Genomic DNA, 15,869 nt, shown 5'->3' on the forward strand with positions numbered 1-15,869 from the left:
TAATTAGATATTAGGTGAGTAGGGTGTTGTATCTTGTGTATCAAACACACCATCACCATCAATATCATCATCCAGAGTTAAGCCACTAGCCTGAATTTGTTCCAACGTAGCTAAAGGTGAAAAGAAGTCAGGCTGACCATCACCATCAAAGTCAAAACGAGCTACGTCTGTACTTGGGAACGCATCATATTGCCCTAGAAGAACTGAAGTTGCTAAACGCTTCAACGCTTCAATCCTTACTGCTTCTTGACTGTGTGAGCGTGCTATATTGTAAGCATCATCAAGATAACCCGCTTTAAACAACTCTTGCTGTTGCAAGTGCGCTGCATTCGCCAGATCGGTTGGATTTGTAAGCTGCTTCACTATCGACATAGCGACATCAACCACCTCTTTCATTTTGACACGCTGCTGGTTTATCGTGGATCTATCTGCCCCCGATAACTGAGCAACATTCGGCAAAGAGCGCAATGATTGGATAACATCATGGCGTCCATTTGACTGCGCTCTAAAAGCTTCAATTTTAGCTTTACGTTCGACATCCGTAGACGCAGACAACCCATTTATATCCAACAGTGCACTGTTCAATGCCACTAAACTACGATCAGCTCGCTCAATAGAATTAAATAACTTGGCGCTGCCATGTTTATGGCTGATTTTATCGCTTGTTGAATCACGTAAACTACTCAATGCATAATGCGCCTCAGCTTGCTCTAATGCCTCCTCATATTTATTCAAACGCTGGAAACCATTCGCCAAGTGCATGCGAGTAGCCGTTTTTTCTGACGTTGTTTGGTCAGTTAACTTCGCTTCAACCTTTATTGCACAAGTTTGCATTTTGGATTGTGCCGTGTCTAAATCCCCCAGGTCATAATAAAGATCTGCTACTTTAGAGCATCCCCAGTGTATCAACCTCACTGGATCATTTTTGTATGTTGCCAAGTAGTCATCACTGACAGCTAATTCCCAAGCAGCATCTAGAACCTGGCGCGCTGCTATTGGCTGCTCTGCACGAATCAAGCTCAAGCCCAAATAAGCTGTTAATTTGTTCTGTCCTAAATAGGTTAGTTGTTCTAAACGTTTATTCAAGTCGCTTTCCGAATCAGGCGCAACCGCCGCTATCGCGGCGATTACATTTTCTGTCGTTGGCGCATTGATAATGGTATCAACCTGTTCAGCAAAGGTGATTGTTGAGAGCGCTCTTTGTTTATTTTCGGCAGCTCTAGAGGCATTTGGATCAAATGTAAAACTTAGGCTCTCAACAAAATCGCGATAATCAGCTGATAAATTAAATGCAGCATAAGCAGAGGCTATATTACGAAGATTTGCACCATGTGAAATATAGTTACACGACTCTCTGGCCAAGCGTTCAAATTCGGCTATGCCCGCTTTAGTTTGCTCCTCCAATCCCAATCGTGCGTAAAAATTGGCGTTACGCTCAACGTTCATCGTTTTTACAGAGTAACAAGTACGATCTCGCGGATTCCCATTAGCATCATTCCACACACCTGTTAAATCTGTAAACTCCTTATGCAAGTCAACGCTATACTTAGCTTGCTGAACCGCTTCGGGTGTCAAACCTTTCTGTTCTGCCTCTTCAACAGCTGCCTGAGCTATCCGCCATGTACCCGTGAGAATCCGCCCCCAAGGTGTATCATAAGGTTGGTTGCCATATTGCTGTTTAAACTCATTCAGAGTGGCTAATGCCGCATCAGCCTTATCCTGTTCACCTAAAGCCAAATAGTTACTAAATAAAGTTTGGTAAAAGCTTGCATCATCCGCATCTAAATTAGCAATCCCCTTAGTGCCCCTTAAGTCATTTGTATAAATTTCAAGTGCAGCGTCTAATAATTCAATCGCTTTTGGCTTTTCATCTTGCTGACCGATTACATTCCCTACGCGCCGAAGTGCTTGCGCCTTATGTGTCGGTTTATACAAACGGCTATTTACAATTTGGATCGCTTCATCAATTAAACCGCCACTAGCGAGGCCGACTGCTATTGCTCGCTGTGCTTCATCCAATAAACTATCATCAAGCACATCTGCCGTCCAAGCATTTAGCATATTGTAGGGCGACAGTGGCGTGCTCAAAAAATACGCACGTCGCTTAACTTCATCCATACCTAGTAATTCAGAACTTGCAAGCGGTTGCACAGGGTCAACCAAACGCGTTGAAGCTAAAGCAGGAATATTAAAAGTTGATATATCCGGTGTATAGGAGGCATCATCAAGTGCATCTAATGTCAGCACTCCTTGGCTTGCTAAAGCTCTTGCTAGGTTTAACAGCGCTGGACTTTCAGGTTGAAGCGTACGGCCATTATTTGCCACTAAGATGGATTGAGCCAGCTTAGTTAAGTTGATAGCTTGTTCATCACTTAGCACAGGCTCTGATAAACGTTCTTCAAGATAGTACTGCAACCCTAGTTTAAGAGCCGTTTTCTTTATATTATCAGGCGTTTTATCATTAAGGCTTGCCAGTTTTTCAACTAGTTCTAACTGTGAAAAAATGTTCGGTTTATTAAAATAATTTGCTTTAAGGCTAGCTATAGCAGCAAGTAAATCATCATCAGTAACTGCTTGGATAAGCTGCTCAACTGGGTTGCTTGTAACTTTTAGCACATGCAACAAAGAAGCTAAAACATAACCCGAGTGCCAATTATTATCAGTATAATCTTTAAAAAAAATCGAAGTTAAATCTATCGAAGCTGCTGACGCGGCGTTCTCTACAGGAAACCTCAATTCAATACCACTTAAATCATGACCCGTTTCAGAAATATAACCACCTTGCATTCTGATAACAAATGGTGTGTTTTGATAAGCTTGAGGCAAAGATAAAGTTACTCGACCATTTTCATCCGTCAGCTGTGTCTGTGTTATTGCAACTCCATCCTGTGTCTCTGCATTAATGACTGCTTTCCCTATCGCACCAGAAAGACTAATGGCATAGCTCAGACTCTGATTTTGTTGTTGATCTTGCGATTTTTCGGTATTGTTTGATGAACTATTCAAACACCCCGTTAAACTTCCCGCGCCCACTAACAACATCATGCTATATATTAAAGGTTTCAGTTTCATTTGTATTACTCCTCAGTATAGTAAAAGGTATTTTCAAGCTTACTCCCCTAGCTCATACAAGCCAGGTGGCTGAACATAGCGACTTGTCTCGTTGGACAGTGCCAATAAAAAATCTTCCAGTGCTTTTCTTTCTTCTAACGTTAAATTCAATGGTTTTATTAATTCAGATATTTTTGGCTCTCCCTCTCTGTAAGAGCGACCAACCCCCATCCCAGCATTGTACATATTGACGATGCCTCTTAAGTTTGGGAAAAGTCCGTTATGCATATAGGGTCCTGTATGCTTCAACTCCCGTAGACTTGGTGTTCGAAATTTACCCATATCTTCTACTTTCCCAGTAGCTTCAAATCGACCTAAATCTTCAAGCCTTCTACCAAAATAACTTAACCCAGTATTATGAAACTGATTATCAGTAAACAATGCACCGCTATGACATGTAATACAGCGTGCCTTAGTACGAAACAAATGCATGCCCACGATTTCTTGATCGGTTAATTTGCTGCAGTCACCTTCAACAAACTGGTCAAAACGCGTGGGTCTAGACGATATTGTTTTCATAAATACAGTAAGGGCATCACTCACCTCTTCTTTTTTAATCGTATATTGCTCCGTTTTAGTAGCGTATATCTCCTCAAAATCTCGTTTATAACCTTTAATATCGTTAAGCTTATCAAGCATACTCTCCAGTGTTTCGTTCATTTCTTTAGGGTCTTCAACTGGCATTAAGGCTTGTTGATGCAAATTTTTTGCCCTACCATCCCAAAACAAAGGTTCAAAATAAGCTACATTAAAAAGTCCCATCGTATTACGATGGCCTTGGCGCCTATCATGGCCGATGGCAACTCGACTACCATCTGCCCAACCTAGCTGTGGGTTATGGCATGAGGCGCAAGAAATCTGATTTGAACTTGACAACCTTGGATCAAAAAATAATTTTTTCCCTAACTGAGCCTTCTCTTGACGTGTTATTTGGCGCTGCAGAGTACTTAAGCTTGCTATGTCATCGAATTTTAAATTTTCTTCAGAGACAGCGGCAGGCCAACTTGCCCCATCATGGCAATATTGGTCTCTCAGACTGTTCTCATATGAAAAGGCTATACCTGATGCACTCGCTAAAAACAAAAATGGAAGCGTGATTTTATAAAACAAGATATTTTACCATAGAAAAAAATAAATATTTGTTAAATGATTATACAATCAATATTAATTATCATCAAGAATGGTTAATAATTTATCCTATCACTATTGGTTATAAATTTTTGATGCAAAATAGCTATAAGACTAATAAACAACTAAAAGAAACAGAAAACTAACTTTGCCTAAAATTTAAGCAGAACGAGTTGATTCCCGCACAAGCGGGAATCAACAACCGGGTGAGATCAAAACAAACGATTCCATACTGGACTAGGCCGAGCGGATGCGATGGACAGTACCTCTTGGTCTAATTGATTAAATACTTTAACCTGGTAAACATCCTGGTTTTTTTGCGCAATACGTAACCACCAAATACTTAATTGCTCCACTGCGCTCAACTCAAGTTTAAACCCCTTATCACGGATCACAGTATGCGCATCATCCTGCAAACACTGCTTAATACGTCCCGTATGCGTTTGAGTTAAACAAGCATTACGCGCGGTTAACTCCAGGTTCACCCGCTCATTACGACAGGTATCTAAAAGCTGAGTTAAAAAACCAATATCACACTGCCCAGCAAACTCAGGAGACAAGGCATGATAGAGACCAGTTAATTGATGTTGATGGGCCTTAAAGAGCGTACCGGCCTGTTGCGGATGAGCCAACTCACTCCAGGCCTTGCGGATCGCTATCACATCGAGCTGGCGAGATTGCCGACAGCCATGAAAGCGTTTAAAACGAATGGGCGCATGGCTTTCAAAACGTGTAATCCAATCAAGCAGTTGCCAATAGTCATCCGACCCCGGTTCAGCCAAAGACCTTAAACGGTATTGAGTCGCACCTACCTTGTCTTTAAAACTCAAAAAACAAATACCATCCAGCCATTCGATAGCAATAGCATAAATTTTCTGACTAAAGAACGATGCTTGAATGCCCGTTGCCCCACTCATTACGCGCTGACCTCGCGTTCGCATTTGCGCAAACTGACTCACCACATGGTGTTTTAACCCTTGAGTCAGCAAACTTGCTTGCCAATGACCGCAAGCATCTAAGCCCTTCAAAAACCCAAACACATCTTGATTAATAATGCCTGTTTCGGATACAACCCGACGATCTAACGCAATCATACTCAACCTCCTATTAAGGTAAATAAGGTTAAGTTAACGATACCATAATTAATACAAATAGTAACTATTATTGTTAGCAATAATTAACTTTGTGCTTTTTTAATCGCCTCTTGATACTGTACGGGGGTCAGTAGGTCTTTTAATTGGTTAAACACCCCAATTTCCTCTTCGGCTAATTTGCGCTTCATAGCTTGAAGTTCATCTAATCGGCTAGCGAGTTGTGCTGGGGTTTGGTTATCAACCATACACTTTCGATAATACCCATAGGCGGGTAAAGGCTATGATTAGACTGTTCACTACTCACCAGGCCTGGTTGAATCGAAAACGCCTTGATATTACCCGCATAAAACTCTAGCTTGACTTCTTAGCAGGCAAGCTCAGTTTTTAATTTAAGCCTGGCCTCAGCTTCAAGAACTGCCTGTTCTGTAAAGTATAGGTACGCTCGGACGCTTGTATTGAAGCGGTTGTATTGGGTGTAAGTCGTGGGTCAAAACCCCAAAAGCTAAAAACTTATAAATCAATTTCAGTAAAAATGAATTATTTCTCATGTAGCTTGAGCAGGTATATTTGACATTTCCGATGATATTATTAAATAGATTTAGAGTTTTGTTTATTGGTATTTGTTTCAATTTAACTCAATAATCTAAAAATTATTCTTCCATTCTAATGAATGTAAATTGCTATACCCACTCACCTAAATGTTCGGCTAATAACTTAGCAGTCAGTGGACGGCCCAAATAAAACCCTTGTGCTTCATCGCAGCCTAATGAAATCAAACAATCCAGTTGTGCCTGATTTTCTACACCTTCTGCTAATACTTTTAAGCCCAGTTCTTGTCCCATATTAATAATCGCTGCCACAATAGCGCGCGACTGTGGATTATGTTCGATATCTTGAATAAAACTTCGATCAATTTTTAAGCGATCAAATTTCAAATTCTGAATCACGGATAACGAGCTGTACCCAGTCCCAAAATCATCAATTGACAACTCCATTCCCTGCTGTTGTAACATGTCAATAACCTGTTCATCCGTTTCTTTTTGCTCCATAAGAAGACTTTCTGTAATTTCTATATCGAGTTGATGTGCTTGAACATTAAAGTGCTTAAGCTTTTTACTAATAGATGTCATAAACCCCCTACTTTGGAGTTGGGCGTTAGACACATTAACAGCGCACTTTTCAACCACAAACCCATCATTACGCCAAAGTGTTAATTGAGCGAGCGCTTCATCTATCACCCAGCTACCTATCGTATTGATAAACCCACTTGCTTCCGCATTTGGGATGAATTGATCTGGTGAGATCAAGCCCTCAGGTGACTGCCAACGTATCAATGCCTCCACGCCAGTCGGCTTTAAACTACGCAAATCAAATTGTGGTTGGTACACTAAAAAAAATTCATTATTTATCACAGCCTGCTTTAAACGGTGTTCTAATTGCGCCTCTGCATTAATTTTTTCATACATTAGCTGGTTAAATAAACAGGCTTGATTTTTTCCTTTGGTCTTGGCTTCGTATACGGCAAAATCCGCAAAACGCATTAAATCTCTAGGTGTTAGAGCCAGTTCAGAAAAACGACATACCCCCATACTTAAGCTTAATTTGGTTGAAATAGTCAGGGTGTCACTCAAATGATCTAATTCATCCCTAAGGTGCTTTAGCATTAATAAAACATGTTGATCATCAGGCTCAGGGATGAGTAATGCAAACTCATCACCACCAATGCGTGCGTTAAAAAAAGTACTGGTGGATGGGAAGTGCAGGCATAGAAGTTTAGCAAAAGAAGCTAAGACTCTATCACCGGCTTGATGGCCTTCAAAATCATTCACATTTTTAAAGTTATCCAAATCAATCATCACCAAGACAAAACCATTGACTGGTAAGTGCTTGCACCAGTGTTCTAATTTCTGATTAAATGAATGACGATTAGGAATATGGGTTACGGAATCAAAATTAGCCAGCTTTTCAAGTTCACGGCGCCAAACAGCTACTTGAGACATTGAACTATTTACGTTTTGTTTAAGCAAGTCAAAATCTCCCATCAAATCTAAACGTACCGGTTTATCAAACTCCCCTTGAGCCATACCAGCTACCGCACGGTTTACGCCACGCAAAGATAAGCGAGTTATTCTAATGAGTCGATTAAACGCGCTTACCATTTGACCGACTTCATCATTGGATTGTAGCTCTACACGCGCTTTTAGATCGCCAGTTTTCGCCACATACTCCATCCAATTAGACACACTTAAAACCCGAACAGAGAAACGGCGCGCAACAACCAATACAACCAACAAAATAAATATAAAGCTCCCAGCCAACAATAGCTTTAAGTCATTTCCAGCTCTTGAGAATGACTCATCCAGTGAAGCTAGTGGAACGCTGGCTGATAAAACCCCTCTTACATCGCCTAGCTGCCAATCACGCTTAGGCGAGGTTGGGTGTTTGTTATGACAATCTACACAGCTTTGATTATTAAATATATCAGCAATCGCGATGCGATAAACCATTTCACCCTCTGAGCGCTCTAATTTTATATACTCTCCTTTTACATTATTTCTTAAATAATGTAGCGCCTCTCGCTCAAACTGATCCAAATCTTTTTTCGAGTTATGCGTAAATGGCAAGTCGCTAAATAATTTAATTTTACCGATTCCATCTGGATAAAAAGAATGTTGAGATGCGCCTAAAGACTTCATAATATTGACGGGTAAAGGTAATGAATAAGGATCACTTTCAAAGTCATGGCTTATTCTCAGACCTGCGGATTCTATTTTAGGTAAAACCTCTGAAGCATAAAAAGAACGCGCGCCTAATGACATATTGATTATGCTCATACCCGCATTATGACCAGCAATTTCAATCGATCGTTGCTTTAGTTCAAGTACCCTCACAAAAATTAACACAATAATTAAAGCAACAACCAGCGTAATCGGCAAAAACAAAGACCAAAACAGTGTGACATTTTCTAGCTTCACCTTCACAAAATACCCTTTATCCTAACTCTAGGCTCATCTAACTTAAAAAAGGGCATGTCTTGATGCAATAAATCCGCTTGCTGACTCAAGCTCTCGGCTGCTGCTAATGGGATAAGCCGCTTGTTTGAAAAACCAGTTTTCATTGTTGGTTTCCTTTTATTAATATACGCGCACCTTAAATGAGGTGCGCTAACATCTTAATTAGATTAAAAATAAACACGCACACCGGCATGCACAAACGGCCCCGGGTCAGAACCTAGCACCTTATCTACCTGGGTATTGAATAAATTTTTCACCCCACCAAACACTTCGGCTTGTTGCCATTGAGTCGGCACATAATTGAGGTTTACATTAACAACCCTATAGGCATCGGCATTTTGGTAGGTGGTTTGACCCTGTGCTGTTGTGCTATAGCGCTGATTACCGACATGCTCAATAGCCATCCGGGTTTTTAGACTCGGTGTTTATTTGATAATTCGCACTCAGGCGCGCGGTTAAGTCCGGCGTGTACTCCAAGCGTTGATTGGTTTCTTTGTCTTTTGAATCGAGCTCCTTGAGGGTTAAATCTATTGATGGACACTTCTTGACTGTCGGGCGCACGGAAACCCTGTGCATAGCGAACGCGTAAATTCGCCATCGGATTAAATTGGTAGACGGTTCCTAAGTTAGCGGTTGTTGCATCCCCACCACTTGAAGTATCGTCATAACGCATCCCACCAATAATCGCCCAAGGCTCGGATACTTGCCATTCATATTGCGCAAAAGCCGATTTGTTATCCAGCGTTTTCGTGGTCATCTTGCCAGATGCTTCAAAAACTGCCGCATCGCGCTTGTCTTCAAAATACTCTAACCCAGTTAACATGCGATGCCCTTCAGCTGGTGACCAAGTCGTGTTCACGCTGTGTTGTTGAATGTAAACCTTGACTTCACCCGTTAAACCCGCCGAGTCGGATTGACTGGCGTAACCCAACTCCTGCCAAAGCAGACTGGTAATTTCATCTTGTTTTTTGTAATAGGACAAATCCGACTGCCACTCAAGCTGAAGCTGCTCGGTTAAAGCTATGTTTGCGCCGACACCTATTTCAACGCGTTCGTTATTTAGCGACTGCTGGAAGGGCACATTTTGCACCCGAATTTTTTGTCCATTGCCAGGATTGGTAAAATTTGACCTATACACATTGGCAATCCCCGTTGATTCACGCGTTTCTTGCATCAAACTCAAACGCATCTGCGCCTGTCAATTCCGACGGCCCAGGCTTCTCACCGGCCTGCCTTACCCGAATATTAGCGGTTTCGCTTTCAGTATAACGCTCACGTTTTTGCGCACTCAACCAAGCGCTATAACCTGTTGCGCCAGCACGACCACGTACATCTGCTTCAACCTGCATTTGGCAGGCCTCACCCTTATGGCTCGTGCCACCGCTGACAGTAATGCTCGACTCTGCACCATCTTGCGGGTTTTTAGTGATGATATTAATCACGCCACCCAAGGCATCCGAACCATAAAGCGCGGCAATCGGTTTTAAACGAAACGTTAAACACATAGGAATACCTCAAAAACTTAGTTAATAAAAAACTAATTGTCTGATAAAAAAAAGGCAGCCAAAAGGCTGCCGAGTTAAGGACTAAAGAGACATGAAAAAAACAATAAAGCGATAAAGCGATAAAACAATAAAACAAGAACCACCTGCTTGGCATTCCCACGCTCAGCGTGGGAACGAGAGTAAAACCACCTGCTTGGCATTCCCACGCTCAGCGTGGGAACGAGAGTAAACGAGAGTAATTCGCTTACCTGTCTCGTATACTAAAAGCGACAACTATTCTGACACAGGGGGAAAGTAACACAAATCTCGCTCCCATGCTGTGCGTGGGAGCGCCCACCTGCTTGGCAACGAGAACCACCTGCTTGGCGTTCCCACGCTCAGCGTGGGAACGAGAGTAACAGGCGATAACCTAACTCCAAATAATAAAGCTGACTACTTGATCACGATTTCTATTATACACATACAGCTAATCTAATCAATAACTATTTTCATTTATTTTAACTATTATTTACAACCAGGCCTGGTCGTTAACCGGATTAATAGACACAAAAAAACCGAGACAAGCTCGGTTTTTTATATTCTATAACGTTAAATCTTAATGTTTTGACGTTGTCGACAAACGTTGAAGATACTGGTTAATTAAATACATCGCCTCACCGGTTTCGCCTTTAAACGCCACCAGTTTGACTTGATCCAAAATGCCACGGAACAAGACTTCTTCTTCACGCTGTTCGGCAATAAAGTACTGCAACATGTTAAAGGTATTGAAATCTTTAAAATCCAACGCCATTTCGGCCATGGCATTAATCAACGCGGTCACTTTCAGCTCATGCTCAAACGCCTTGTTAATCACATCGACTAGGTTTTTAAACTCGGTAGGTGGCGCGGCCACCGTGCCAACAGTGACTGGCGCGTTACACTCAATCAAATAATCAATAAATCTATCACGGTGTGCCAGCTCTTCCGGCACGTGTTGACGGAAAAAAGCCGCTGCGCCTGACAAGCCCTGCGCTTCACACCAAGCCGACATTTGTAAATACAAATTCGACGCATACATTTCAGCGGTAATCTGTTCATTCAATTTTGCAATCATTTCTGGTTTTAACATGGTTTTCTCCTTAAATGAGTGTTGGCTGTAAGGCCACTTATCCATTGTAAATGAAAAACGTGACTCGGAGTATCAAATCAAATATTCCGAGCCACAGCAAAAGTGGTTAAAATTAGAACTTGTAACGCGCGCCCAATTCAAACGAACGGGATGGACCGGCATAAATCCCCTGGCGTAAACCCGCGATATAACGCTCGTCGGTTAGGTTTTTGACTGCACCGAACACATTGAACTGCTTGTTTACATTGAAGTTAGCGGTTAAATCAGCCGTGGTAAACGCAGCCACTTTACCGCCCCAATTACCATCAGAATCCACGGTCAGCGCCTCTACATTTGCCGCATTTCCGAAAAACTCACCGGTGTGATGTACCAATAATGCAGTTTGCATTGCTCCCACTGCATAACCCAAGGCTAAATTTGCGGTGATTTCAGGCGAGTTTTCAAAACGATTGCCTTTTTCAGCGCCACCAGAACCACGATCCTCGCGATACTTAGCGGTTGGAACCCAGGTTAAATTGGTATCAATGGTAAAACCGTTTCTGAAGTCATATCCAAGTGCTGCTTCAAGGCCTTGCACCAGTGCACTGCCCTCATTCGGTGCTTTGATATCCGAAATACCCGGGTCTACTTGGTTTGAAAAATCCATTTGGAAGGCCGTTAACTCATAGGTGAAATTGTTAGCTGCACCACGCGCGCCCAACTCAATATTGACCGATTTTTCAGCTTCTGTTGGCGTATCATCCGAACCGATTACACTGCCAACAAGTGGTGGAGAAAATGCCCGATATACACTGGCGTACAACTGCACTTCAGGAACTAATTGATAGGTTGCGCCCATCCCAGGCATAAACTCGGTATTAGAGAATTTGTCGGTAGATGCTTCAGTTTGTAAATCGTTGCGACGCTGCTCATAGGTTTCCATCCTTAAACCAGCTGTAATCGCTAAACGGTCCGTCAATTCAAATCGGTTTTGTCCATAAATAGCAAGGCTGTCGGCTGAATCCAAGCGATTTCTAGAGGTCACACCCGAACGGGGGGTTGCTCTATTAGCCAGTACCCTGACATCCTTCATTTCCTCGTTCATTAAAGTCACGCCCAACTCAGCTTGATTTTTAATCCCTAGACTATCATGATTAAACGATAATCTTGTATCAAGACCTTTACGTTCAAATGAGCGATTATTACCTTGAACGGTATCGTTGTATTTCCAAATAGTTTGACCAGCACTATTTGTTGTTCTGCCTTGGTTTTCTAATCCAAAACGCCAATATTCACGGCTCATTCCACTCCAATAAACCAAGGTTTGAAGCTTCATGTCATTGCTGATATCCCATTGATGGTTAATATCAAACGCCGTCCGCTCTGTTATGTAATAATCATCGGGTGCCGGATTGAATCTTGCACCGGCTTTGTAAGCATCAGGAAATAAACCACGATACGAAATATTGGCATCGTTGCTGTACTGGCTAAATTTAACGCTGATCATTTGATCATCACCGATGGCTGTGCCCGCCTTAATCATCAGGTCATCCATTTTGTAGCCTTTGTTTTGGAAGCCATCGCTATCCGCTTTGGTATAGATCAAGCCAAAAAATGCATCACCAGCCGTATTGCTGCCACCAATCTCTAGTGTGCCTTCACGCGTGTTCCAACTACCGACCTTACCAGAAACAGCAAAGCCATCTTCGGGCGTTTTGGTGATGTAATTTATCACGCCACCGATGGTGTTTGGGCCATAGCGGTGCGTTGCGCCTTTATGTACTTCAACTCTTTCCATACGCTGAATTCGTGGGTTGTAATAACGCGCATTGCCGACAAAAATACCTGGTTGAATCGGCACACCATCTTCTAAAACCAAGGTTTTATAATCCGATGCGGGTAAACCACGAATACCGACGTTAACAACGACGGCGGTTTCTTCCTCACCTTTCACATGCACACCAGGTACACGGCGGAGGACATCTTCAGTTGAACGGGGTTGTGCTCGTTGAATGTCTTCTTTGGTCACAATCGATACCGCACCCGGTTGTTTTGTAACCGCATCGTACCCTTGACCAACTACATCAATACGCGGTAACTGTTTAGAGTCGGCCAATACTGGCGTGGCCATCGCGGCGGCCATGCTGATGACTAGGGTTTTGACTACAAATTTATTTTTTGACATTGCGCTTCCTCAGTTAACTTAGTTTCGTTATTTTTGCTTTCTGGCTTACTCAACCAAATCGGGTTGAGTAAGCCATTTAATTTGCTTGGGTTGGGGTTTAACGAATTGCATCGGGCAGGCTTTACAATCACATTGATGACATAAAGCTTTAGCGCAGGTTTGCAAACAAATTCGCTGGACTTTATCGCGGCTTACGGTATCTAGACAATGTAGATCCGCTGCACACAATACGCCCAAACGAAATAGCTCAATCAACTTGTTTTCGGAGAGTGCCAGATTGATTGTCGAAGTTTGCATAACCATTCCTGCGCGCTAACCTTACCCTTGTAAAAAAACTCGGCCTGTTAATCGATTAATGAACACTATTAACTAGGCTAAATCATATTAAAACAAACAGTATTGATAATAACTATCAATTGGATTTCATCATAGCTAAACAAGAATAACTTGTCAAATGCAAATAGCTATTAATTTGAGATCCATTACTACACAAGAATTAAACAGCGATTAAACAGCAACCAAGTCGCTGGTTTTAACAACTAAAATTTAAATTGAAGCTTTGCACAAACAGCTAGAGTGTTAGAATGATAACTAGCTATTGGTTAGAGCCTAATACCATGAAATCTTCAACAAAAAAACTATGGCTTAGCATCCTCCTTTGGACGAGTTTAGTTATAGCGTCACTAGCCTATAACTTTTATAGTCTTGCGCAGTCCACAAAGCGTCAAATCGAAATGGGGCTAACGCATTTAATCGTATGGTTTATTGGTTTACTTGGGTTTTTATTCGCTTGGCGCCATCAATTAAAACTCGATGTGGCACATGAAAACATTCGTCGTTTGGCGCTTTATGATGGCTTAACAGGTCTGCCTAATCGGCACTTAGTTAATAAAACCCTGAACGAACAGGCTAATCATGACAAGAATCAGACATCCGGTTTAATTCTTTTTGATATAGATAACTTTAAACTTTGGAACGACACCCTAGGACATGTTTTTGGCGATAAGTTATTACAATCCGTCACAAAACGCCTAACAGCTCGCTATAGCAAGGATCATTTTATTGGCCGATTAAGTGGTAAAAACACCTGTCGGATTTTCCATGCTGATATGTTGGCGCAGGTCACCGCACGCACTTGGCTCGAAAAGGATTTACGCACCGCAGTACTAGACCAAGCATTTTTTCTTTTTTATCAGCCGCAGGTCGATGAGTATAAAAACATTATTGGTGCTGAAGCCCTGATTCGCTGGCGTCATCCAAAGCGCGGCTTGATTAGTCCGCTCGACTTTTTACCTATGGCTGAAGAAACCGGATTAATTTTGCCCATTGGCCAATGGGTTTTAACCACCGCCTGCCAAACCCTACAGCTATGGCAAACTAAACCACTGCTTTCTGAACTCACCTTAGCTGTAAATGTCAGCGCCCATCAATTCTACCAAGCTGATTTTGTTGACCGGGTCATTGAGGTTTTAAAAACAACCCAAGCGCCGGCTAATCGCCTTAAACTCGAGCTGACCGAATCGCTGTTTGTCGCGAATATCGACCAAGTGATGCAAAAAATGTCCGAACTCAAACTGCTTGGTATTCAGTTTTCACTGGATGATTTTGGCACAGGTTATTCGTCACTTAGTTACCTAAAACGCTTGCCTTTAGATCAGCTTAAAATCGACCAGAGTTTTGTATGCGATATTTCGGTCAATAGTAATGATGTCTCAATTGTAAAAATGATTGTGGCGCTTTCCAATGAATTAAACTTTAATGTCATTGCCGAAGGGGTTGAGCGGGAAGAACAACAAACCCTTTTAGCCTCCTTGGGCTGTCGTTTCTATCAGGGTTATCTGTTTGGACGCCCGCAACCGCTAGATGAGTTTGAACAGAGTGTATGTAAGCAATGAAAGTAACCCAGGATAGAAATTTTGACCGCCTGGTTAATAAATTTGAGCAAAAAGTTTATGGCACACTCAAGGGCGAGTGGCGTATCAAACTCCTTAAAGAAGACCTTGAAAGGTTTCACGTGAAACAACCAGGCCTGGATACGGCTACGACTAGGCTTGAAGCCTTGAGTATTTGGGATGCCGGTTGCGGTTTGGGTCAAATAAGCCAATGGCTTGCACAGTCAGGCCACCAGCTTACCCTATCTGATTTATCAAAAAACATGCTCCATCGCGCGCGCAAAAACTTTGACCAAGCAGCGCTTAACGCTCATTTTATCCAAGGCCCAGCGCAAACCCTAGCCCTCAGTCTTCCAGCGTTTGATCTGGTTTTATTTCACGCGGTTCTGGAATGGTTAGCTCAACCCAAAGACACCTTAAAAGTCGTCGCCGACAAGGTCAAACCTGGCGGTTATTTATCACTGCTTTTCTACAATCGTAATACGCTGGTTTATACCAATATGCTTAAGGGTGAATGGCGTTGGAAAATGCTATTAGATGATGCCTATATCGGTACCGGAAAAAAACTCACTCCGCCCAACCCTCATTATCCTCACGAGGTGCAGGCCTGGTTAGCGGAATGGGGCTTTGATATTGAAGTCCATACGGGTATTCGCGTTTTCCACGACTACCTCCAACCTGACATTCTAGCTAAAAGTGACCTTGATGAACTGATGGCGTTGGAATACCAATATTGCCGCACCCCAACTTATCGGGATATGGGACGTTATATTCATCTTCTAGCAAAACGCCACCAATAAATTATTTACATATTAGAAAATACTAATATAATAAAGTTCGATTGCTCTCGCCT

General features: G+C 42.2%; 14 protein-coding genes. 2 read left to right on the forward strand and 12 right to left on the reverse strand.

Features of this window, described 5'->3' with window-relative positions; genetic code table 11:
- Positions 1-3 precede the first annotated feature (3 nt).
- The 12 genes from P8S55_RS03880 to P8S55_RS03935 form a co-directional block, all read right to left on the reverse strand.
- Positions 4-3,072, reverse strand: a complete 3,069-nt coding sequence (locus tag P8S55_RS03880; RefSeq protein WP_289224968.1) for a hypothetical protein — start codon at positions 3,070-3,072, stop codon at positions 4-6.
- Positions 3,073-3,111: 39 nt separating this feature from the next.
- The gene (locus tag P8S55_RS03885) at positions 3,112-4,221 is read right to left on the reverse strand and encodes a cytochrome-c peroxidase (RefSeq protein WP_289224969.1); all 1,110 of its coding nucleotides are present in this window, start codon (positions 4,219-4,221) and stop codon (positions 3,112-3,114) included.
- A gap of 230 nt (positions 4,222-4,451) precedes the next feature.
- Positions 4,452-5,333 (reverse strand): hypothetical protein, encoded by an 882-nt coding sequence (locus tag P8S55_RS03890; RefSeq protein WP_289224970.1) that lies wholly within the window; start codon positions 5,331-5,333, stop codon positions 4,452-4,454.
- Between the two features lie 83 nt (positions 5,334-5,416).
- Complete coding sequence (locus tag P8S55_RS03895; protein WP_289224971.1) at positions 5,417-5,578, reverse strand: hypothetical protein; 162 nt, start codon at positions 5,576-5,578, stop codon at positions 5,417-5,419.
- 435 nt (positions 5,579-6,013) lie between these two features.
- A complete protein-coding gene (locus tag P8S55_RS03900; RefSeq protein ID WP_289224972.1) occupies positions 6,014-8,314 on the reverse strand; it encodes an EAL domain-containing protein in 2,301 nt (766 codons plus the stop codon).
- The gene (locus tag P8S55_RS03905) at positions 8,311-8,451 is read right to left on the reverse strand and encodes a hypothetical protein (protein WP_289224973.1); all 141 of its coding nucleotides are present in this window, start codon (positions 8,449-8,451) and stop codon (positions 8,311-8,313) included. Before P8S55_RS03905 ends, P8S55_RS03900 begins: the two co-directional genes overlap by 4 nt.
- A 63-nt stretch (positions 8,452-8,514) precedes the next feature.
- Complete coding sequence (locus P8S55_RS03910) at positions 8,515-8,751, reverse strand: hypothetical protein (RefSeq protein ID WP_289224974.1); 237 nt, start codon at positions 8,749-8,751, stop codon at positions 8,515-8,517.
- An 8-nt stretch (positions 8,752-8,759) separates the two neighbouring features.
- Positions 8,760-9,521 carry a TonB-dependent receptor plug domain-containing protein gene (locus P8S55_RS03915; protein WP_289225307.1) on the reverse strand — a complete coding sequence of 254 codons (762 nt, stop codon included), beginning with the start codon at positions 9,519-9,521 and terminating at the stop codon, positions 8,760-8,762.
- On the reverse strand, positions 9,505-9,852 hold the full coding sequence (locus P8S55_RS03920; protein WP_289224975.1) for a hypothetical protein: 348 nt from the start codon (positions 9,850-9,852) through the stop codon (positions 9,505-9,507). Before P8S55_RS03920 ends, P8S55_RS03915 begins: the two co-directional genes overlap by 17 nt.
- A 595-nt stretch (positions 9,853-10,447) precedes the next feature.
- Positions 10,448-10,960: a ferritin gene (locus P8S55_RS03925; protein ID WP_289224976.1), complete on the reverse strand. Its 513-nt coding sequence runs from the start codon at positions 10,958-10,960 to the stop codon at positions 10,448-10,450.
- 112 nt (positions 10,961-11,072) lie between these two features.
- Positions 11,073-13,124 (reverse strand): TonB-dependent receptor family protein, encoded by a 2,052-nt coding sequence (locus P8S55_RS03930; RefSeq protein WP_289224977.1) that lies wholly within the window; start codon positions 13,122-13,124, stop codon positions 11,073-11,075.
- A 45-nt stretch (positions 13,125-13,169) separates the two neighbouring features.
- Positions 13,170-13,421: a hypothetical protein gene (locus tag P8S55_RS03935; protein ID WP_289224978.1), complete on the reverse strand. Its 252-nt coding sequence runs from the start codon at positions 13,419-13,421 to the stop codon at positions 13,170-13,172.
- A 320-nt stretch (positions 13,422-13,741) separates the two neighbouring features.
- Here P8S55_RS03935 and P8S55_RS03940 point away from each other — a divergent pair, with 320 nt between their 5' ends.
- Positions 13,742-15,019 (forward strand): putative bifunctional diguanylate cyclase/phosphodiesterase, encoded by a 1,278-nt coding sequence (locus P8S55_RS03940; protein WP_289224979.1) that lies wholly within the window; start codon positions 13,742-13,744, stop codon positions 15,017-15,019.
- On the forward strand, positions 15,016-15,816 hold the full coding sequence (locus P8S55_RS03945; protein WP_289224980.1) for a methyltransferase domain-containing protein: 801 nt from the start codon (positions 15,016-15,018) through the stop codon (positions 15,814-15,816). The genes P8S55_RS03940 and P8S55_RS03945 overlap by 4 nt, the downstream gene beginning before the upstream one ends.
- Positions 15,817-15,869: the final 53 nt, after the last annotated feature.

It is taken from the genome of Thiomicrospira sp. R3, assembly GCF_029581415.1.
Lineage (GTDB): Bacteria > Pseudomonadota > Gammaproteobacteria > Thiomicrospirales > Thiomicrospiraceae > Thiomicrospira.